The organism is Curtobacterium sp. MCJR17_020 (genome assembly GCF_003234365.2).
Taxonomy (GTDB): domain Bacteria; phylum Actinomycetota; class Actinomycetes; order Actinomycetales; family Microbacteriaceae; genus Curtobacterium.
In genome coordinates, this window is the sequence record NZ_CP126260.1 from 3,048,065 (window position 1) to 3,068,353 (window position 20,289).

At 72.3% G+C, this 20,289-nt stretch carries 16 protein-coding genes; 6 read left to right on the forward strand and 10 right to left on the reverse strand.

The features are described 5' to 3' along the window. Positions 1–41 precede the first annotated feature (41 nt). From DEJ14_RS14450 to DEJ14_RS14460, 3 genes are all read left to right on the forward strand, one after another. Positions 42–1,199, forward strand: coding sequence for a Gfo/Idh/MocA family protein (locus tag DEJ14_RS14450; RefSeq protein ID WP_181437606.1), 1,158 nt, complete (start codon positions 42–44; stop codon positions 1,197–1,199). Further along, the gene (locus DEJ14_RS14455; protein WP_111086204.1) at positions 1,196–2,131 is read left to right on the forward strand and encodes a sugar phosphate isomerase/epimerase family protein; all 936 of its coding nucleotides are present in this window, start codon (positions 1,196–1,198) and stop codon (positions 2,129–2,131) included. Before DEJ14_RS14450 ends, DEJ14_RS14455 begins: the two co-directional genes overlap by 4 nt. A 66-nt stretch (positions 2,132–2,197) precedes the next feature. Next, on the forward strand, positions 2,198–4,570 hold the full coding sequence (locus DEJ14_RS14460) for a bifunctional metallophosphatase/5'-nucleotidase (protein WP_111086203.1): 2,373 nt from the start codon (positions 2,198–2,200) through the stop codon (positions 4,568–4,570). A 329-nt stretch (positions 4,571–4,899) separates the two neighbouring features. On the opposite strand, the gene efeB is transcribed toward DEJ14_RS14460, so the two are convergent. The 3 genes from efeB to efeU are packed head-to-tail and all read right to left on the reverse strand — an operon-like array spanning position 4,900 to position 9,000. Then, the gene (gene efeB / locus DEJ14_RS14465) at positions 4,900–6,201 is read right to left on the reverse strand and encodes an iron uptake transporter deferrochelatase/peroxidase subunit (RefSeq protein WP_111086202.1); all 1,302 of its coding nucleotides are present in this window, start codon (positions 6,199–6,201) and stop codon (positions 4,900–4,902) included. Next, a complete protein-coding gene (gene efeO, locus DEJ14_RS14470; protein WP_111086201.1) occupies positions 6,198–7,418 on the reverse strand; it encodes an iron uptake system protein EfeO in 1,221 nt (406 codons plus the stop codon). Before efeO ends, efeB begins: the two co-directional genes overlap by 4 nt. After that, complete coding sequence (efeU, locus tag DEJ14_RS14475; RefSeq protein ID WP_111086200.1) at positions 7,405–9,000, reverse strand: iron uptake transporter permease EfeU; 1,596 nt, start codon at positions 8,998–9,000, stop codon at positions 7,405–7,407. Before efeU ends, efeO begins: the two co-directional genes overlap by 14 nt. Positions 9,001–9,069: 69 nt before the next feature. On the opposite strand from efeU, the gene DEJ14_RS14480 reads away from it, so the two are divergent. After that, positions 9,070–9,855, forward strand: a complete 786-nt coding sequence (locus DEJ14_RS14480) for a trimeric intracellular cation channel family protein (protein WP_111086199.1) — start codon at positions 9,070–9,072, stop codon at positions 9,853–9,855. Between the two features lie 230 nt (positions 9,856–10,085). Next, the gene (locus tag DEJ14_RS14485) at positions 10,086–10,694 is read left to right on the forward strand and encodes a TetR/AcrR family transcriptional regulator (RefSeq protein ID WP_111084642.1); all 609 of its coding nucleotides are present in this window, start codon (positions 10,086–10,088) and stop codon (positions 10,692–10,694) included. 122 nt (positions 10,695–10,816) lie between these two features. Here DEJ14_RS14485 and DEJ14_RS14490 read toward each other — a convergent pair whose 3' ends face one another. From DEJ14_RS14490 to DEJ14_RS14510, 5 genes are all read right to left on the reverse strand, one after another. After that, positions 10,817–13,162, reverse strand: a complete 2,346-nt coding sequence (locus DEJ14_RS14490) for a transglutaminase TgpA family protein (RefSeq protein ID WP_146249706.1) — start codon at positions 13,160–13,162, stop codon at positions 10,817–10,819. Next, a complete protein-coding gene (locus tag DEJ14_RS14495) occupies positions 13,159–14,490 on the reverse strand; it encodes a DUF58 domain-containing protein (RefSeq protein WP_111084644.1) in 1,332 nt (443 codons plus the stop codon). Before DEJ14_RS14495 ends, DEJ14_RS14490 begins: the two co-directional genes overlap by 4 nt. Beyond that, entirely contained in the window at positions 14,490–15,482 is a 993-nt protein-coding gene (locus DEJ14_RS14500; RefSeq protein WP_258373208.1) for an AAA family ATPase, read from the reverse strand. Before DEJ14_RS14500 ends, DEJ14_RS14495 begins: the two co-directional genes overlap by 1 nt. Positions 15,483–15,655: 173 nt before the next feature. Next, positions 15,656–16,660, reverse strand: a complete 1,005-nt coding sequence (locus DEJ14_RS14505; RefSeq protein ID WP_111084646.1) for a sugar phosphate isomerase/epimerase family protein — start codon at positions 16,658–16,660, stop codon at positions 15,656–15,658. Next, entirely contained in the window at positions 16,657–17,886 is a 1,230-nt protein-coding gene (locus tag DEJ14_RS14510) for a Gfo/Idh/MocA family protein (RefSeq protein WP_111084647.1), read from the reverse strand. The genes DEJ14_RS14505 and DEJ14_RS14510 overlap by 4 nt, the downstream gene beginning before the upstream one ends. 97 nt (positions 17,887–17,983) lie before the next feature. On the opposite strand from DEJ14_RS14510, the gene DEJ14_RS14515 reads away from it, so the two are divergent. After that, positions 17,984–19,009 carry a LacI family DNA-binding transcriptional regulator gene (locus DEJ14_RS14515; protein WP_111084648.1) on the forward strand — a complete coding sequence of 342 codons (1,026 nt, stop codon included), beginning with the start codon at positions 17,984–17,986 and terminating at the stop codon, positions 19,007–19,009. Between the two features lie 3 nt (positions 19,010–19,012). Here DEJ14_RS14515 and DEJ14_RS14520 read toward each other — a convergent pair whose 3' ends face one another. Both DEJ14_RS14520 and DEJ14_RS14525 read right to left on the reverse strand, forming a co-directional pair. After that, positions 19,013–19,684 carry a Type 1 glutamine amidotransferase-like domain-containing protein gene (locus tag DEJ14_RS14520; RefSeq protein WP_111084649.1) on the reverse strand — a complete coding sequence of 224 codons (672 nt, stop codon included), beginning with the start codon at positions 19,682–19,684 and terminating at the stop codon, positions 19,013–19,015. Between the two features lie 73 nt (positions 19,685–19,757). After that, entirely contained in the window at positions 19,758–20,207 is a 450-nt protein-coding gene (locus DEJ14_RS14525; protein WP_111084650.1) for a MarR family winged helix-turn-helix transcriptional regulator, read from the reverse strand. Positions 20,208–20,289: the final 82 nt, after the last annotated feature.

The following is a 20,289-nucleotide window of genomic DNA, read 5'->3' on the forward strand; positions in this document are numbered from 1 at the left end:
CGGGCCGCTACGGTGGTGACAGTTCGGCGCGAGGGAGCACCATGAGCAGTGGGTACGAAGGACGACGCCTCCGCGTCGTCGTGATCGGCACCGGCATGATCGCGGGGGTCCACGCCCGCGCGGCCCGGGCCGCCGGTGCCGAGGTGCTCGGGGCGCTCGGCCGGAACGCATCGCGCTCCGAGCAGGTCGCGGCGCAACTCGACCTGCCTCGTGGGTACGCATCGCTCGACGACGTCATCGCGGACGCCCCCGACGTCGTGCACATCTGCACGCCGAACGACCAGCACCACCCGCAGGCGATGGCGGTCATCGCCGCGGGCATCCACGTGGTGTGCGAGAAGCCCCTCGCGATCGACCCGGCGCAGGCCGCCGAACTCGTCGCCGCGGCGTCGGACGCCGGTGTCGTCGCCACGGTGCCGTTCGTGTACCGCTACCACCCGATGATCCGTGAGATCCGCGCGCGCATCGCCGACGGCGACCTCGGTCGACTGCTCGCCGTGCACGGCCACTACCTGCAGGACTGGATGCTCGATGAGGACGCCTCGAGCTGGCGGGTCGACCCGACCTCGAGCGGGTTGTCCCGCGCGTTCGCCGACATCGGTTCGCACTGGTGCGACCTGGTCGAGTTCGTCACCGGCGAGCGCTTCACCTCGGTGTCCGCGGCGACCGACATCGTCTACCCGACCCGGCCCGCGGCCTCGGGGCCGTCGTTCTCCGGCTCCCCGGACCCCGACCCGGTCGCAGACGCTGCGGAACGGGCCGAGGTCACCACCGAGGACACCGCGGTCGCGACGTTCCGCACCGGCACCGGCCGCATCGGCAACGTGGTGATCTCGCAGGTGGCCTCCGGCCGCAAGAACCGCCTGTGGTTCGAGGTCGACGGCACCCGGGGCAGCGCCGCCTTCGACCAGGAACAGCCCGAGTCCGCGTGGTTCGGCAACGAGCGTGGTGCGCAGATCGTCGTGCGCGACCCGTCGCAGGGATACCCGGACCAGCGGCGTCTGGCGATCGTGCCGTCCGGGCACCCGCAGGGCTACCTCGACGCCTTCGCCGCGTTCGTCGCCGACACCTACACCGCGGTCCGCACCGGTGTGGCCCCCGACGGCCTGCCGACCTTCGCGGACGGCGCACGTTCCGCCGACATCATCGACGCCGTGATCACCAGCGCGGCCGAGACCACGTGGCGGGAGATCCGGTGAAGCTCGGCATGCTGACGGCCTGCCTGCCCGGCTGGACCCTCGACCGCATCGCGGACTTCGCCGCCGAGCAGGGGTACGAGCGGCTCGAGGTCGGCGTGTGGCCCGGCACCGGTGGCCGCGACTTCGAGGCAGCGCACCTGCCCGTGGCGACGTTCACCGACGAGGACGCCGCTGCGACCCGTGACCTGCTCGACCGAACCGGCCTCGAGATCTCGGCGCTCGCGTACTACGAGAACAACCTGCACCAGGACCTCGCCCGGCGCGAGGAGATCCGCACCCACCTCAAGCACGCGATCGATGCCGCGCAGGTGCTCGGCGTGCCGTACGTCGGCACGTTCATCGGCCGTGACATGAGCCGCAGCGTCGTCGACAACATGCGGATCGGCGACCGGGTCCTCCCCGAGCTCGTCGACTACGCCGGCGAGCGCGGTGTGCGGTTGATCATCGAGAACTGCGTGATGGAGGGCTGGCACCCGGACGGCTACCCCGGCAACCTGGCGTACTCCCCCGAGCTCTGGGGCTGGGTCACCGGCCTCGGCTTCGGTCTGAACTGGGACCCGTCGCACCTGACCTGGATCGGCATCGACCCGGTCGAGACGATCCTGCCGTTCGCCGAGCACATCGTGCACGCCCAGGCGAAGGACCTCGAGCTCTTCCCGGCGAAGCGCGACGCGTACGGGTTCTTCGGCAAGGTCGACAAGGGCGACGACCCGTGGGACATGGGCTGGTGGCGCTTCCGAGTACCGGGCCGTGGCGTCGTGGACTGGCCGCACGTCGTCGACCGCCTGTACGAGGCCGGCTTCGACGGCACCCTGTCGGTCGAGCACGAGGACCCGCTCTGGGGCGGCACGGACGAGAAGGTCCTCGAGGGGCTGCGCATCGCCCACCGCACGCTCCGCCCCCTCATCGCACAGGACCCTCAGCCCATGTGAACGTCGTGTGACGACTTCGACCCGACACTGGCGGGTCGGCTGTGCATCCTCATAGGTTCTCCGACGATGAACCTCCACTCCTCTCCGCGCCGCCGACGGCGCATCATCAGCGGCGCGGCCTTCGCCACCGCGGGTGTGCTCGTCGCACTGTCCGTCCCCTCCACCGCCGTCGCCGCCGAGGGCGACACGACGATCGACATCATCGACGTCAACGACTTCCACGGCCGCATCGAGTCCGAGGGCACCACCGTCGACAAGGCCGCCGGTGCGGCCAAGCTCGCCGGTGTCGTGCAGTCGTACCGCGAGGCCAACCCGAACACGATCTTCGCCAGCGTCGGCGACAACGTCGGTGCCTCGACGTTCACCTCGCTGATCCAGCAGGACGCCCCGACGATCGATGCGCTCAACGCCATGGACCTCGACGTCAGCGCGATCGGCAACCACGAGCTCGACAAGGGCCAGGACGACCTGACCGGCCGCATCGAGGACCGGGCCGACTGGTCCTACGTCTCGGCGAACATCGTGGAGCAGGGCACGACCGACCCCGCGTTCGAGCCGTACTCCATCGTGGAGAAGGGCGGCGTGAAGGTCGGCTTCATCGGCGCGACCACCGAGGACCTCATCCCGGGGCTCGTCAGCCCCGGCGGTGTCGAGGGCCTCGCGATGGCCCCGATCGTCAGCCAGGTCAACGAGTACGCCGACCAGCTCACCGACGGTGTCGACTCCAACGGCGAGGCCGACGTGCTCGTCCTGCTGGTGCACGAGGGTGCTCCCACGAACGCCCTCGCCGACGCGACCGGGTCCGGCGTGTTCGGCACGATCACCTCGGGCGTCTCGTCGAAGGTGTCCGCGATCGTCTCCGCGCACACCCACGCGACCTACAACCACCAGATCGCGGGTCCCGACGGTACGACCCGCCCGGTGATCCAGACCGGTTCCTACGGCGTGAACTACGGACACCTGCAGCTCACCGTCGACGCCGACAAGCAGCTCACCGGCATCACGTCCGAGGTCAAGTCGGTCAACGGCGAGACCCGCGTGCCGGCCGATCCCACCTCGGTGGACGCGGTGGCCGACATCGTGACGGCTGCGAAGGCCGTCGCGGACGTCGAGGGCAGCAAGAAGCTCGGCGAGATCACCGGCGACCTGCGTCGTGCGGTGCAGTCGGACCGCACGACCGAGAACCGCGGCGGCGAGTCCGTCCTGGGCAACTCCATCGCCGAAGTACAGCGCTCCGCGACCGAGCGCAACGGCTCGCAGATCGCCTTCATGAACCCCGGCGGGCTGCGCACGGACATGGTCTACGCGTCGAGCGGCGCCGGTGACCCGGACGGCACGGTGACCTACAAGGAGGCCGCGCTCGTCCAGCCGTTCGCGAACACCCTCGTCACCGAGGACATGACCGGCCAGCAGATCAAGGACGCCCTCGAGCAGCAGTGGCAGCCGGACGGCCTGCCGCGTCCGTTCCTCAAGCTCGGCGTCTCGGACGGCTTCGCGTACACCTACGACCCCGAGAAGGGCCGTGGCGAGCGCATCACCGGCATGACCTTGAACGGCGAGTCGATCGCCCTCGACGACACCCTCAAGGTGACGGTCAACTCGTTCCTGTCGACCGGTGGCGACAACTTCGCCGCCTTCGCGACCGGCGCGAACATCGCCGACTCGGGCCAGGTCGACCTGCAGGCGCAGGTGGACTACTTCCTCGACAACCCGACGGTCACCCCGCCGTCCGACCAGCGTGCCGTCGGCGCCACGGTCACGCCGACCCCCGAGGGCGGGTTCCAGCCCGGTGACGAGATCACGATCGACCTGTCGTCGCTCGTGTTCAGCAGCGACGACCCCGCTGCAGCCGGCACCGTGTCGGTGAGCGCCGGAGACGTCGAGCTCGCCACCGCCGAGATCGACCCGACGATCGTCGACACGAACGACGAGCAGGGTCGCGCGACGCTGACCTTCGCCGTGCCGACCGTCGAGTCGTCCGCCGACGCAGCGACGGTCCGGACGGCTGCCCGTGCCGCCGCGACGACGGACGAGCCGCTCGTCGTCACCCTGCCGGGCGGCCAGACGATCACGCTCGCCGTGACCATCCCGCTCGCCGCGGCCGTCGACCCGACGGACCCGACGGAACCCACTGACCCGACCGATCCCACGGACCCGGCCGACCCGGGCGCGGGCGACGGGGACGCCCCGGGCGCCGGCAACGGCAACGGCAACGGCAACGGCAACGGCAACGCTCCCGGAACGGGAACGGGCACCGGCACGGACCTGGCGGGCGACCCGTCTGACTCGACGAACGCCGGCGGTGACCTCGCCTACACGGGCGCGGACCTGACGGCGCCGGGGATCGCAGCGGGCTTGCTCCTGCTGGCGGGCATCGCGGCACTCGTCGCCGTGCGCCGGAAGCGCGCACGGACCGACGCGAGCGTCCAGACGGACTGACACCGGGCCTCCCGTCCGACACGAACGGGCCGTCTCACCACCGTGAGACGGCCCGTTCCGTCGCGCCGGGAGGCACGGATCGCGTCCGGCGCGCACCGCGCGCGGATCCGCTGCCGCGCTCCCTGTCCCATAGCAGCGCTGGCACTGCGGATCCGGGGATCAGCGGGGTACTGTCGGGCTTGTCGCATCGCGACGCGTCGCGCCGGGTCGCCTCTCAGGTCGGCGGTGGTTCCGTTCGACGAGACTCCGCGACGCGGGCGCCCTCCGCCTCCAGGGAAACGGCGGAGGGTGCCCACCCTCCCGTCGACGTCAGCGCGCGCCGTGCACGCTCAGCGGAACAGCTGCTCGCCGATGTACGACCCCTTGCGCGGTGCCGGCGGGATCGCGAACACGGCGGACCCGATGTGCGAGATGTACTCGTTCAACCGATCCGAGGCGCCGAGCTTCCGCTGCAGCTGCGTGAAGTGCTCCGGGTCGTTCATGTACGCCAGGAACAGCAGCCCGGCGTCGAGCTGGCCGTACTCGTTGAGGCCGTCGGTGTAGTTGTACGGACGACGCAGGATCTTCACGCCGCCGTTCGCCTCGTGGGCGGCCAGGGCGATGTGGGACGTCGCATCGATCTTCGTTGCACCGTCCTTCCCGGTCGCCGCGAAGTCCGGCGTCGTGTGCTCGGTCCCGCCGGACAGCGGTGCGCCCTCGATCTTGGTCCGACCGAACACGCGCTGCTGGTCGCTGACGACGTCGGCGTCCCAGATCTCGATGTTCATCCGGATCTTCCGCACCACCTGGTAGGTGCCGCCGGTCATCCACGCCGCGCCGTCGCCCGGGTCGTCGACCCACACGAAGCGGTCGTGGTCCTCGTCCGTCGTGATGTTCCTGGTGCCGTCCTTGAAGCCCATCAGGTTGCGCGGCGTCGTCTGGTGCGGGCCGGCCGACGCACGACCGAAGCCGAGCACGGTCCACCGCACGGTCGCCGTCCCCCGCGCCATCCGGGCCAGGTCGCGGACGGCGTGGTACGCCACCTGCGGGTCGTCGGCGCAGGCCTGCAACGACAGGTCGCCCCCGGTCAGTCCGGCCTGCAGGTTGTCGCTCGGCAGCCGAGGCACGTCGGCGAGGTCCGCCGGACGCTTGTCGGCCAGACCGAAGCGTTCGTCGAACACGCCGGGGCCGAACCCCACCGTGACCGTCAGGGACGCCGGGCCGAGGTCGAGCGCCTCACCGGTGTCCGCGCCGACGCCGTCACCGTGCGCGGGTTCGACGCTGCCGACGGTCTTGCCCGCCTGCAGCTGCGCGATCGCCGCGGACCAGCGGGCGAGGAGCACCTGCAGCTCGGTCGCGACGCTGGTGGACAGGTCGAAGGTCATGAAGACGCAGTACCGCTGGGGTGCGGTCTGCACCCCGCCCTGCGGCTGCCGTGCGGCGGTCGCGTAGAACGGGTGGCTCTGGGACAGGTCGATGGACTCGTCACCGTTGGCGGCCGCCGTGAGCGGGTTGACCCCCGTCGCGGCTGTCGCGCCGCCGATGCCGACCGCGGCGCCCGCCCCGGCTCCGGCCGCGGCGAGTCCCGCGCCGAACAGCCCGCGCCGGGAGACCCCGGTGCGGGCTGCACGGTCGTCGTCTGGCTGCGTCACGCGGTGGCGACCTTCTCGGCGAGGCGGGACAGCGGGTCCTGCAGGGCCTGGATCTGCTGCGAGATGCGGTTCGCGTCGGACGTCTTGGTCGCAGCGTCCCACGTGTCGAAGCCGCCGAGGTCGTCGGCGTTGCGGTAGCCGTCCATCATCGTGTTCGTCGCGTCGAACTGCTTCGCGATCTGCTTCGTCAGGGTCGGGTCGAGCTTCGTCAGGCCCGGCTTGAGGTACGCGAAGGCCTGACGGGCACCCTCGACGTTGGCGGCGAGGTCGACGAGGTCGATGTGGCTGTACGCCTCTTCCTCACCGGTGACCTTGTTCGACTGGACCTCTTCGAGCAGGCCGGCGGCACCGTTCGCCAGGTCCTCGGGCTTGTAGTCGAGCGTCGGGACGAGCTTCGCGAGCAGCCGCACGTTCTCGGTCAGGTCGGCCGCGGTCTTCTTGGTCGACGCGGTGATCTCCCCCGCCTGGAACAGGTCCTTCTCGACCGCGTGGAACCCGCTCCAGCCGACGGCCGGGTCGAGGTTCGAGGCGCGCATGTCGATCAGGTAGTCGAGGTTGCCGGCGTTGTCGGTCGCCTTGTGGCCCTTCTTGACGAAGCCGTCGACGTCGCTCTCGACGTGCTCGTAGAACGGGCGGGCGTTCGCGTAGTCGGTCTTCGCGGCGTCGAGGTCGCCGGCGTCGACGTCCTCCTGCAGCTGCTGCACCGCGGTGACCATGTCGGTGACCTGGCCGTCGACGTAGTCGGCGTAGCCCTTCGTGCCCTCGTCGAGCAGGGTGGCGGCGCTGCTGTTCGCGGTCGAGGTGACCTTGCCCGTGACCGTGAAGTCGGTGAGCTCCGTGTCGGCTCCGGGGCAGTACACCTGGTACTGCCCACCGCTCAGGGTCGCGGTGAACTGCACGGCGTCGAGGCCGGGGGCGAGGTTCTCCTTCTCGCCCAGGATCCGCTGGTCCTGCAGCAGTTCGACCTCGGTGATGGCGGTCGAGGACTCGTTCTCCACCGAGAACGTGACCGGCCCGGCGGGGACCTTCGTCTCGGAGACCTTGCACTGGTCCGAGCCGTCGTTCGTCAGGGTGATGGTGACGCGCGAGACCTTCGCGGCGTCGGTGGAGCTGTCGGAGGCACCGTCGGAGCTCGCGCAGCCGGTCAGTGCGAGGGCGGTGACGACGCCGAGGGCGCCGAGGGTGATCAGGGGTCGAACGGGCTTACCGAACGGCATAGTCGTTGCTCCTTGCAGGGTCCCCGGCGGGTGGGCCGCGCGTCGGGACGGTTTCGGGGGTGGGGTTCACGGGTGCCGTCCGACGACGGCGGTCACGGAGCGCGAGCAGCGCCTGGGCGGCGGCTGCGACGCCGAAGGCGATCGGCAACCAGGCCTTCCAGAGCAGCAGCTCGGCAGCCCGCGTGTCCGCGGTCGCCACCGCAGTGGCGGACCGCTCGACGCGGGAGTCGGGGACGGACCACACGGAGCGGTCCAGGGTCGTGGTGCGCGCGAACGGGAGGCCCCCGTCGCTCAGCGTCAGCACCGTGCGTTCGTCGCGGGTGGCGTCCAGGACCCCACCACCGACCGTCCACAGGGTCACGGTGTCGCGCACCGCCCAGCGGGCGGTGAACGGGCCGGGGTTCGTCGACGGCGAGACGCCGACCGGGATCCGGCCGAACAGGTCGACGAGGTCGTCGAGCGTCAGCGTGGCGGGGCGGTCCGCTGCGGTGGCCGACGTGCGCACCCGCCACCGGTCGGCGGCCACGCCCGCGCGGGTGAGGCGGCGGTGGGCCGACGTCGGCAGGGTGAGCCGTGCCTCCTGGCCGGTGGTGGTGCCGGCGACGCGGAGGACGCCGGACGCGCCGTGGACGTCCGCCGAGACGGAGGTGGCGTCCCCGCTGACCGCTGCGGTGCGCGGCAGGTCGACCCCGCCTGTCGGCACGGCGATCGCCAGTGCTGCGGCGGCGACCGCGAGCGCACCGGCGATCGTCGCGCGGATCGCGGGGACGCGTGCCGCCGACGGACGCCAGGCGCGGGGCCAGAGCGTCAGGGCGAGGACGGGCACGACGTACAGGACCCAGCCGAGCACCTCGATCACCCGGGGATCCGGCGGTATGCCGAGCACGCCCGTGACGAGCGCACCCTGCACCGAACCGTTCGGGGCGAGCCAGGACAGGTCGACGGTCCGCTGCTGCCCGATGACGATCCACCCGGCCTCGTGCGCGCGCCGGAGCACCGTCAGCACGAGCCCGCCGGCGACGAACACCAGGAAGACGCCGGTGCCGGTGAAGAACTTCGACAGGTTCAGCCGGACGCCGCCGGTGTAGATGCCGTACCCGACGACGACGGCGCCCGCGATGCCGATGACCGCGCCGAGGGCGGCGAGACCGGTGTCCGACGACGCCTGGAAGGTGGCGAGGAGGAAGACCGCGGTCTCGAAGCCCTCCTTGAGCACGGCGAGGAAGGCCATGCCGGCCAGCGCCCACGCGGTGCCGCGGCCGAGCGCCTCGGTCGCGCTCGCCTCGAGTTCCTTGGTCAGGGTGCGCGCGTGGGTGCGCATCCAGACGATCATGCCGGTGACGAAGACCACGGCGACGATGCCGATGATCGCCTCCATGCCCTCCTGCTGCGCCTGCGGCAGGGCCTGCTCGACGACCTGCAGGCCGAACCCGACGCCGATGCTGAGCACGACGGCGACCCCGACGCCGAACCACATGGGGGCGAGGGGGACACGGTTGCGACGCAGGAACGCGGCGATGATGCCGACGATGAGCGTCGCTTCGAGGCCTTCACGGAGGCCGATGACGAGGGTGGCGAGCATGACGTAGGTGAGGCTAACCTAACTGCCGTTCGGCCCGCCAGTCGTTCGGCGTGGGGTTTGATGGTTCTCATGAACCTGCTGTCCGTCCAGGGCCTGGCGTCGGTCACGAACGTGCTCGACCTCGCCGGGGTGTTCGCGTCCGCCCTGCTCGGTGGATCGATCGCCCGGGCGATGGACTTCGACCTGTTCGGCTTCCTGGTCGTCGGCTTCGTCTCGGGGCTCGGCGGCGGCATGCTGCGCGACACCCTGCTGCAGAACGGACCCCCGGTCGCGCTCGTCGACCCGCTCTACGTGCCGGTCGCCCTGGCCGGGGCACTCATCGCCTTCTTCGTGTCGTTCTCCGAGATCACCTGGGACCGGCTGTTCACGGTGCTCGACGCGGCGGTGATCGGGTTCTGGGCGGTGGTCGGGGTGCAGCGCACCTACGACGCCGGCCTGGAGTGGCCCGCCGCGATCATCATGGGGACGATCACGGCGGTCGGCGGCGGCGCGATGCGGGACCTGCTGCTGCGCCGGGTGCCCGCGGTGTTCGGCGGGAACGCGCTGTACGCCACCGTGGCCGTCGCGGCGTCGGTGGTGATGGTCGTCGCGTCCGCCCTGGGGTCGCCGTCGATCGGGATCGTGGCCGCGATCGCACTGTCGCTCGGTCTGCGCTGGGGTGCGGTCCGCCGCGGCTGGGGACTGCCCAACGGTCGTGACTGGCAGCCGAAGTCGACGCTCGGCTCGCTGCTGCGGCGCGGGCGGAGCCTGCGACCCGACGCACTCCGGCTGCTCCGACGCCCCGGACGGCGCACGGGAGCGGGCAGTGTCCGCGAAGAGCACGACACGGCAACGGATTCCTCGTTCGACGACTGAGGGGTGTCATCTGTCGGTGCTCCGGCGTAGCATCCCTACCGTCGGGTATCGACCCGGCTCATGTCGTCCGCACCGAACCGACGCGACCCGAACGCGGCGGTTCCGCGCAGACGTGGTGATGGGGGCTTCGCTGATGCCGCGCGTGATCAGACGCGCGGCGCGGCAGGTCTCCCACCCCCAGCTCGCCCGCCCCGGCTCCAGCACCGGTGGCCCCGCCCCCAGCAGGAACGATGAACGACGACGTCTCCGACTCCCCCACGCCGCGGACCCCACGGGCCGAGGTCCGAGAACGTCTGCTCATCGCCGGCGCTGCCGTCTTCGCCGAACAGGGCGTGCACGGAGCGCGCCTCGACGACGTCGCCGCACGCGCCGGGTTCAGCAAGGGCGCGGTCTACTCGAACTTCTCGTCGAAGGAGGACCTGCTCGCGCAGGTCATGCAGCGCGGGACGAACCTGGTGCTCGGGTCGCTGCAGGAGCTCATCCGTGCCGACATCGCCGCGGCGGACATCGCGGACGTCGTGCGAGCGGCCTTCGGACGGCACGACCAGCGCGCGCAGTTCGCCCTGCTGTCGGAGTTCCGCGCCTACGCGATCCGGCACACCGACCTGCTGCCCGAGTTCGTGCGGCAGCGACGGGTGCTGCAGGACGGTGTGCACGAGCTGGTGCGACTGTGGTTCGGGGCGCACCCGGAGGTCGACGCCGGCATGCCGCTCGACGTGTTCGCCACGGCGCTCGTCGCCGCCAACGTCGGGGTCGTGTTCGACGGGCCCGCGCTGCCGGGGGTCGACCCCGGCGAGGTCATCGCCGCCCTGGTCGAGGCGGTCGTCCGCCGCCGCTGACCCGGCGGCCGCGGCGCCCGGCGCGGCGCCCGGTGCGGCGGCGTGGTGCGGCGTTGACCACTCGGTGCGAGCTTGTTGCGCCGCACGGAGTGGTCAGCCTCGCACCAGCCGGGACTCCGCCGTCAGGCAGGGCGACGGGAGCGCCGACGCCCCTCGTGCGACCACGCGGACGACGGCAGCAGGCTCGGCGGCAGCAGGCGCGACCGCAGCACCCTCCCACCGGAGACCGAGGCGTCGAGGGCCTCCCGCGCCTGCTGCACGTGCCGGACGAGCGCCTCGCCGTCGACCGCTGCGACCCCGCCGGCCGCGAACCGTTCACGGTCGACGGCATCGACCACGGCGTCGAGGTGCGGGAGCGCCGAGGCCGGCAGCACCGGACGGAGTCGCCCGAGGACGGCCCGGGCGGTCCGGGCCGCAGCCGCTGCGTCACCGGGCGGCGCCAGCCCCGGGGCGTAGCCGTGGTCGGCGACGTCGTCGAGGGCCTCACGCCAGGCGTTCACCGCTGGTGAGCGCCCCGCGGCGACCGCGGACAACCGCGACCGCCGTCGGAGCGCTCGGACGAGTCCGGGGGCGACGAGCAGCGCGAGGACGAGTGCCGTGCCGAACAGCAGGCCGGCCGGACCACTGCCGCCCGAGGCACCGGCCGCACCGGGCTGCGCCGACGCCGAGGGGGTCGGCGTCGCCGAGGACTCGGCGGGGGCGGACTGCTCGGGCGCGGGCAGCGGGGACTCGGGCGTCGCCGCGGTCGGGGTCTCCGTCGGTTCGGTCGAGGGCTGCGCTGCCGCGTCGGAGTCCGGCGTCGGCTCGAACGCGACCCATCCGGCCCCCGTGATGTACAGCTCGGGCCAGGAGTGCAGCTGCCGGTTCGACACCGCGTACTCGCCGTCGGGCTGCGCCGCCCCGGCCCGGTACCCCACCGCGATGCGGGACGGGATGCCGAGCGTCCGGGCCATCACGGCCATCGCGGACGAGAAGTGCACGCAGTAGCCCTCGCGCACCTGCAGGAAGGTCGAGACGACGTCCATGCTGTCGCCGTCGTAGCCCTGCTCGACGGGGGCCGTCTCGGAGTAGGTGAACAGGTCGCTGCGGAACCACTGCTCCAGGGCGCGGGCCTGGGCGTAGTCGTCGGACGCGGCCCCGGCCACCCGCTCCGCGGTCGACGAGATGATCGCGGGCAGGTCCTTCGGCAGCGTCAGGTCGGTCTGCAGCTGGTCGCCGCTCGGCGCGCGGAACCCCCGACCGTCGGCGCGGGACAGGACACCCGAGGCCGCGACGGCGTCGAGGTACGCGTTCGCGAAGGTCGAGGCACCGTAGACCTCGTACGTCGCACCGCGCGGCGTGGCCGGACCGGTCGACCGCACGGTGCTCGAGGACCCCATCCAGCGCCACTGCGACAGGTCGAGGTTGGTGGAACGCGACTCGATCGACACCGCCCCGGACGGCACCGGCAGGTACGTGCTCGACAGCCCGGTGATCCGGACCGTGACGTCGCCGCGGGTCGCCAGGCGGGGGTTCACACCCTCGGCCCACTGCTGCTGGTCGGCGGTGTCGGCCTCGGCGGCGTTCGTCACCGTCGGCACCCAGTCCCCGGTGCCGAACTCGTCCAGGTTTGCGAGCTTGAGGTACTCGGGCTGGCCGTCGGACGACCGGTAGCGGAGCACCTCGAGTTCACTCGGCTGCCGCAGGTCGTTGCCGAGCTCGAGCAGGGTGCCGGGTCGCCCGGGCTGGATCGGCGACTGGATGGCTCCGGTGACGCCGGACAGCCAGCTCGCGTTGAGCGGCACGATCGCGGGCAGGCCGATCGCGACGACGAGCCCGATCGCACCGACGACCGCGGCCGGGACCGCTCGCTGCACGGGTCGGACCGACAGCCACAGCAGGGCGAGGAAGGCGACGGCCGTGGTGATCACGAGCGCGGTGCCCGCCGGCTGTCCGGTGATGATCCCCGGGACGATGAGGATGACGAGTGCGGGCGCGGCGGCGAGCGACGGGATCCGTGCGATCGCGGCGAGGAACAACGAGACGCCCGCCACCCAGGCGATCGACACGGTCACGACCAGTCGGATCGCGTCGGTCTGCGGCAACGGCGCGGGGTTCAGGCGGATGGCGGCGAGCGTCTCGCCCAGCGCCCCGTCGGCGTCGAGCCAGCCGAGGGGTTGCACGTCGTTGACCAGGGCGGCGGCGCACGAGCACAGCACGAGGGTGGCGACGAGTGCCACGAACCGGACCCCGGGGGCCCGGCGACGCACCGCGAGCATGACGGCCACGAGCACCGCGACGACCACGACGCCGGACACCCACCAGGCGGTGCCCTGCACGAGCGGGCGGATCGCGAGCGCGGCGATGAGCACGGGCACCGGGGCGAGCGCGACGACCCAGGTGCTCGGGGTGTCACGGGTGTCGTCGTCGCGGTCCAGGACCTCGCGCACGTCGACGGGGCGACGCGACTGCGCAGCCGCGCCGCTCACCGTGCGGCTCCCGACGCGGTCGCCCCGGCGACCGGCACCACGAGGGTGCGCCACCCCCCGCGGTCGAGGATCCCCCGGACCACCGGGTCCGGCGGCACGATCGTCGCCACGATCCCGCGGCTCGATCCGCTCGTCGCCGTCACGAGTTCAGCCGCTTGCTCGGCGGTGCAGTTGCCGGTGACCACCGCGGTCATGCCGTGCACGTCCCGCCCGCGCACCTCGGGCAGGACCTCGGTGACCGGACGGGCGTCGCTGCGGAGCCGGACGTCCGCGAGTCCGACGAGCACGTCGGTGAGGCCGCCGACGTCGCCGGCGTGCCGGGTGCTGCCGGACGGTCCGTCGCTCACGAGCACGACGCGCGAGGTCCGGGCGGCGAGGGCGCGGGCGACACTGGCGGCGACGACGACGGCGTGCTCGAAGGCCTGGTCACCGCCCAGGTCGGACAGCTCCGCCAGGTCCTCACGCCCGAGGCCCTGGTAGGACTCGCGCCGGACGTCGAGCGCGATGACGGCCTCGGGCGGTTGCGCCTGCGTGGTCTGCCGGACGTGCAGTTCGCCGCGGCGAGCACTCTGCGCCCAGTGCACCCGACGGATGGGGTCGCCGGGACGGTACGGCCGGAGTTCGCTGTCGTCGGCGGACCCGCCCTGCCCGACCCGCCCTTCGTCGGCGGAGACGGCCCCGGCGAGGGCGCCGGTGTCGATCGCGGCGAGGGGTGCGCTCGCGGGGACGACGACGACCTCTTCTGCCGACACCACCGGGCGGTCGATGCGGAGCAGACCGAAGGGGTCCTCGACCCGGATGGTGACCGGTCCGACGAGCGTGCGGCCGCGGTGCATCGCGAGCGCCTCGACGTCGAGCACCGCTGGCGGGACACCCGGGCCGACGAGCGCGTACGTCTCCGCCTCGGACGCACTGGCGAACGCGTCCTCGAGCTGTTCACGGACGAGCAGGGTCGACCGCGGGCCGATCGGCAGGCTGGTGCTGCCGAGGGTGATGCGCTCGCGGTAGACCTCGCCGACCTGCACGATCGCGCGGGCCGTGCTCCGGCTGCCCCGGAGCGGCGCGGCGACCACGAACGCCATCACGATGCCGAGCACGACGAGCACGAGCAGCAGCAGCCCGGCCGAGACGGCGACGCTCGTCGTGCCCACGAGCCCGCCCCCGATCAGCCCGATGCCGATCGCGATGACGGTCCAGCCGCGCACGGTCGGACGGGGGAACGGCGTGCGCCGGAGCAGGGACAGCCCACGGCGGCCGAAGCGCCCGAGCGTCGAGCGCGCGGCACCGGTGCGCCGCAGCAGCGACGACGGTGCCGATCGGCCGGGCATCAGGAGCGGACGGGGGTCGCCGTGAACGGAACGGCGGTGTCGGAGACGATGCGGACGACGATCTCGCGCACGGTGTCCTCGCCCGTGCCACCGAGCCCGCGCGCCACCGGCACGAGCCGGTGGGCGAGCACGATCGGTGCCAGGGCGGCGACGTCGTCCGGCGTGACGAACGGCCGGCCGAGCAACGCGGCGTGGGCACGGGCCGCCTGGGCCAGGTGCAGCGTGGCGCGGGGGCTGGCGCCGAGCACCAGGTCGGGGTGGGTGCGGGTGGAACGGACGATCGCGATGACGTACGCCTCGACGTCGGGGGCGATGTGGACGTTCGCCACGGCCTCGATGATCCCGTGCAGGGTGGCCACGTCGACGATCGGACGCAGGTGCGACAGCGGGTCGCCGCCGCCGCGGTTCGCGAGCATCTGCCGTTCGGCGTCGACGCTCGGGTACCCCATCGTGATGCGCGCCATGAAGCGGTCACGCTGGGCCTCGGGCAACGGGTACGTGCCCTCCATGTCGATCGGGTTCTGCGTCGCCACGATCATGAAGGGGCGGTCGAGCAGCCGGGTGACGCCGTCGACCGTGACCTGCGACTCGGCCATCGCCTCGAGCAGGGCGGACTGGGTCTTCGGGCTGGTGCGGTTGATCTCGTCACCGATGACGACGTTCGCGAACACCGGCCCTGGTGAGAACCGGAACGTGCCCGAGGACTGGTCGAAGATGTTCACCCCGGTGACGTCCGAGGGCAGCATGTCGGACGTGAACTGGATGCGGTTCACGGAGCCACCCACCGAGGCGCCGAGTGCCTTCGCCAGGACCGTCTTGCCGACGCCGGGGACGTCCTCGACGAGCAGGTGCCCCTCGGCCAGCATCACGGTGAGGGCGGTGCGGATCGCCTCGGTCTTGCCGTCGATCACCGTCGAGACGGACGCGACGATGGCGTCGCCGACCTCTCGGATGCGCTCGAGGGGGAAGGCGGGGTCGGTCGGCTCCGGCACGCAGGGCTCCTCGTCTCGGGACAGGTGTCGTGCATGCTACATCGGTCCGGTGACAGCGCCCGGTGGGCGTGTCACCGATGCGCACTGGACGGGAGGCCCGTGGAGCGTGCGCCGATCGGCGCACGTCCCACGGGCCTCCCGTTGCGGATCACGTGGTGCGTCTCAGACGCGACTCACGCGCGCGTCGCGAGCGCCGCGTCGGCTGCGAGCAGGACCTTCGCGGCGACCGCGACCCCTTCTTCACGACCGAGCTCGGTGTCCTCGTGCTCGATGTTGACCCACATGTCCGGGTCCACCTCGCGCAGGGCCTCGAGGAACGCCGACCAGTACGCCTCGTCGTGGCCCTTGCCGAGCGCGACGAAGTCCCACGCGGACGGCTTCGGCCACTCGTTGGCCCACTCGTCGCCACCGAGGTTCGTGCGCGGCTCGTCCGGCAACAGCCGACGGAACGAGTTGTCGAGCACGCCGTTGATGGCCGCGTGCGGGTTGATCCGGACGTCCTTCGCCGCGGCGTGGAACACCAGGTCACCGAGGTCGCGGACGACCGCCACCGGATCCATCTGCTGCCAGAACAGGTGACTCGCGTCGAGTTCGACGCCGGTGTTCGTCAGCCCTCCACGTTCCACGAGCTCGCGGATCGTCGCCGGGTTGAACACCACGTTCTGCGGGTGCAGCTCGAGCGCCACCTTGACCCCGTGCTCCCGCGCCAGGGCGTCGATCTCCTGCCAGAACGGCACCGCGACGCTCCACTGGTACTCGATGACGTCGAGCGCGGCGGAGTTCCAGGCGTTCACGATCCAGTTCGGCCGGGTGCCGCCGGGCTCGCCCGCCGGCAGCCCCGACATCGTGACGACGCGGTCCTGGCCGAGGCGGGCTGCGAGCCGGATGCTGCGGCGGACGTCCTCCGCGTGCTGCGGCCCGATCGTGGGGTCCGGGTGCAGCGGGTTGCCGTTGCAGTTCAGGCCGGCGATGGACACCCCGGTGCCCTCGAACCGGGCGAGGAAGGCGTCACGTGCCCCGTCGTCGTCGAGGATCGCGTCGATGTCCGGCACGTGCACCGGCGGCAGGAACCCGCCGGTGTTCAGCTCGATGCCGGTCAGGCCGTTGCCCGCGATGGCGGTCAGGGCCTCGGCGAGCGGTCGGTCGTGGAAGATCGCGTTGTACAGACCGAGCTTCATGCGTGCGCTCCTTCGGTGGTGCGGACGGTCTCGGTCGGGCGGACGTCCAGCGATGCGCCGCCGGCTGCGGCGGACCGTGCCACCGCGTCGAGGATCTCCATGTTGTGCACGCCGTCGTCGAACGTGGCGTTGGCCGGCAGCGGGTCCGCGACGCCGGCGACCTCGTCGAGGAACGCGCGTGCCTGGTACTCGAACATCTGGTTCTGCCCCCAGCCGACACCGGGCGCGTCCATCGCCATGCCGCCTGCGACGTAGGGGTGGTCCGGGCCGAGGACGACCTGGCGGTACCCGCCGAGGCGGGAGCCGTCGGACTGCAGCGCGAGGCCGATCTCGGAGGCACGCTCCTGGTCCCACCGGGCAGCACCGTTCTCGCAGAAGACCTCGACGACCAGACCGTTCGGGTGTGCCGTGGCGACCCGCGACACCTCGAGCGAGCCCACCACGGAGCCGTCACCGAAGCGCGCGTTGCAGGTGGCGTAGTCGTCGTTCTCGACGTCCGCGAACTCCCCCGTCAACGGGACGGCCTGGCCGCGCAGGGCGAACCCGGCGGCGATCGGGCGCTTCGTGATGGCCGTCGTGAACATGCCGCCGTTGACGCTCTGCACCTCGCCGGCCAGGAACTCGGCCACGTACGCCAGGTGCGAGCCGACGTCGGCGAGGGCTCCGGTGCCGGGAGCACCCGCGAAGCGCCACGAGAAGGGCACGTCGGGCGACGAGCCGTAGTCGGTCCAGTAGCGGGCAGAGACGTGCAGGACGCGGCCGAGCGTGCCGTCCTCGACGAGCTGCTTGATCGCGGCGAGGCCCGGGGCGCGGCGGTAGGTGAAGCCGACGCGGGCGACGAGCCCGCGCTGCGATGCCTCGGTGGCCGCGGCGGCCATCGCCCGTGCGTCCTCGAGCGAGTCCGACAGCGGCTTCTCGCACAGGACGTGCTTGCCGGCGGCCAGCAGCCCCTCGACGATCTCGCGGTGCAGCGTGTTCGCGACGACGATGCTCACGACGTCGATGTCGTCGGCCTCGGCGACGGCTCGCCAGTCCGTGTCGTGGCGGGCGTAGCCGAAGCGCTGCGCAGCCTCGGCCGCGAGGGGCTCGTACACGTCGCCGATCGACACGAGCCGCACGGGCGGCAGCGTCGGGGCGAAGAGTGAGGGTGCGTTCCGCCACGCGGCCATGTGGGCCTTGCCCGCCATGCCCGCCCCGATGACGGCGACGCCGATGCTGTCGCTCATGGTTCTCTCCTTCGAGAAGTCCGGTCCGATTCTGGAACGTTCCAGAACGTGTCGGTAGACTGTAGCCCGACCACCCCATGTCCTGTCAAGGAGCCGCGTGTCACGACCCCCGACGATCATCGACGTCGCGACCCGTGCCGGCGTCTCGAAGTCACTCGTCTCGATGGTGCTCCGCGACGACCCGGGAGTCTCCGACGCACGCCGCTCGGCCGTGCTCGCGGCCGCCGCCGAGCTCGGCTACCGCCCCAACCGCGCCGCCGCGATCCTCGCCGGCACCAGGACCCGCACCGTCGGGGTCATCGTCGACGACTTCCGCAACCCGTGGTTCGTCCCCCTGCTCGACGGCATCCGCGACGCGCTCGCACCGCACGGCCTGCGGCTCACCCTCGCGGACACCCGTGCGAACGCCCACCTCGACTCCTCGCCGTTCGACGACCTCGTCTCACTACGGGTCGACGGCGTCGTCCTCGCCGCCGAGGGGTTCCCCGACCTCGTCGTGCCGGCCGACACCCCCGTCGTCGTCGCCGGCGCCCGGGCCGACGTGCCCGGCGAGCTCGACGTCGTCGCCTCGGACGAGGCCGCCGGCGGCCGGTTGGCAGCGGATCACCTGATCGGACTCGGTCACCGCCGCATCGTCCACGTCACGGGTTCGGGAGGCCCGGCTGCGGTCCGCCGCGAGGGCACCGTCGCGCGGATGGTCGCGTCCGGCATCGCGCCGCTGGTCTACGGCGACGGCCCGACGTCCGAGACGACCGGGTACGAGGGCACCCGCCGCGCACTGCGGGACCACCCGGACCTGACGGCGGTGTTCGCCGCGAACGACGTCATGGCGATGGGCGCGATCGCCGCCGTGCGCGAAGCCGGACTCCGGGTCCCCGAGGACGTCTCGGTGGTCGGCAACGACGAGACCCCGCTCGCCGCCTCACCCCTGCTGCGGCTGACCACGGTCGACCCGCACAACGACGAGGTCGGGCGGCTCGCGGTCGCGCGGTTGATCGACTGCATCGGCTCGTCGGGGTCGGAGTCGGGGTCGGGGTCGGGGTCGGGGTCGGCGGAGCCGATCCGGACGCTCGTGCCGCCGACGCTCGTCGTGCGGTCCACGACGGCGCCGCCGCGGGCCTGAGCGTCAGCGGCGCCCGTCGGCGAACGCCACCCACCTCCCCTCGGACACGACCTCGACCGTGCCGTCGACGACCGTGATGGCGGTCTGCTCGTCGATGGCGTAGGCCGGGCCGCCGATGTCGGCAGCCCACCGCTCGGCGTGCCCCAGGGTGTTCTGCGGGAACGCATCGAGGTGCGGGAAGACCGAGAAGTCGACGACCCCCAGGGTCCGGTCGTCCGGCGCGGACGACCACGCGACGAAGGACGAGCCGATCCGAGGCGTCATCACCATGCTCCCGGCGCTCACCCCCACCCAGACCGTGTCGGGCAACGACGGCAGCACGTCCGCGAGCCCCGACTCCCGCACCCAGTGGGCGAGGTAGGTGGCGTCGCCGCCGTCGACCAGCAGCACGTCGGCCTGCCGCACCCAGGCCGTCCACCGTTCGACGCCGATCGTCGGCAGCGCGGTGAGCTCCAGGACGCCCACCGATGCCCAGCCCAGACCCGCCAGGTACTGCGAGTCGGGACCCCCTGCCAGCAGGCCCCGCACCGAGCCGGGTCCGCACATGGGGTGGCCCCACTGCGCGGTCGGGATCACCAGCGCGTGGCTGTCCTCGACCGGCCTGCCGAGCAGTTCCACGAGCGCGGCGCGGATGCTCGGGTTCGTGACGCCCCCGGACGTCAGCAGGAGCTTCACGTCGCCTCCCGGCTCAGGTGCTGGCTGGTCCATCTCAGGATCCAGCGCGACCGACCGCCGCGCAACGCCTGCGTCAGACGGTGGCGCCCTCGAGCCGGTCGACCGCGACCGCGAGTTCCTCGAGCTCGGGGACCTCGCGCGCTTCGGCGAGCGCCCCCTCGAGCGCAGCGGCGTGGATCGGCGTGGCCGCATCCAGCAGCCGCTGTCCGGCGTGGGTGAGCTCCGTGTAGAGCCCACGGCGGTCGTCGGCGCAGAGCACGCGGGTGAGGAGCGCACGTTCCTCGAGTCGGTTGACCAGCCGGGTCGTGGCGCTCGGGCTGAGGGCCGCGGCGCGGGCGAGCTGCTGCATGCGCATGTGGAAGCCGTCCTGTCGGCGCAGCGCATCGAGCACGGTGTACTCGACCACGGACAGGTCGACGTCGCGCAGCGCGCGCTCGAGTCGCGTCTCGATCAGGCCGTGCAGTGCCGCCAGGGTGCGCCAGCCGTGGGCGCGGACGGCGGTGGAGGTGTCGTCGACGGACATCGGGCTCCTTCTGGTCGGTTGCAGGGTCGGGGGCCGCGGTCGGCCGCGGGGGTCGTTGCGAGCGCGTGCAGTTGCTTGCGCT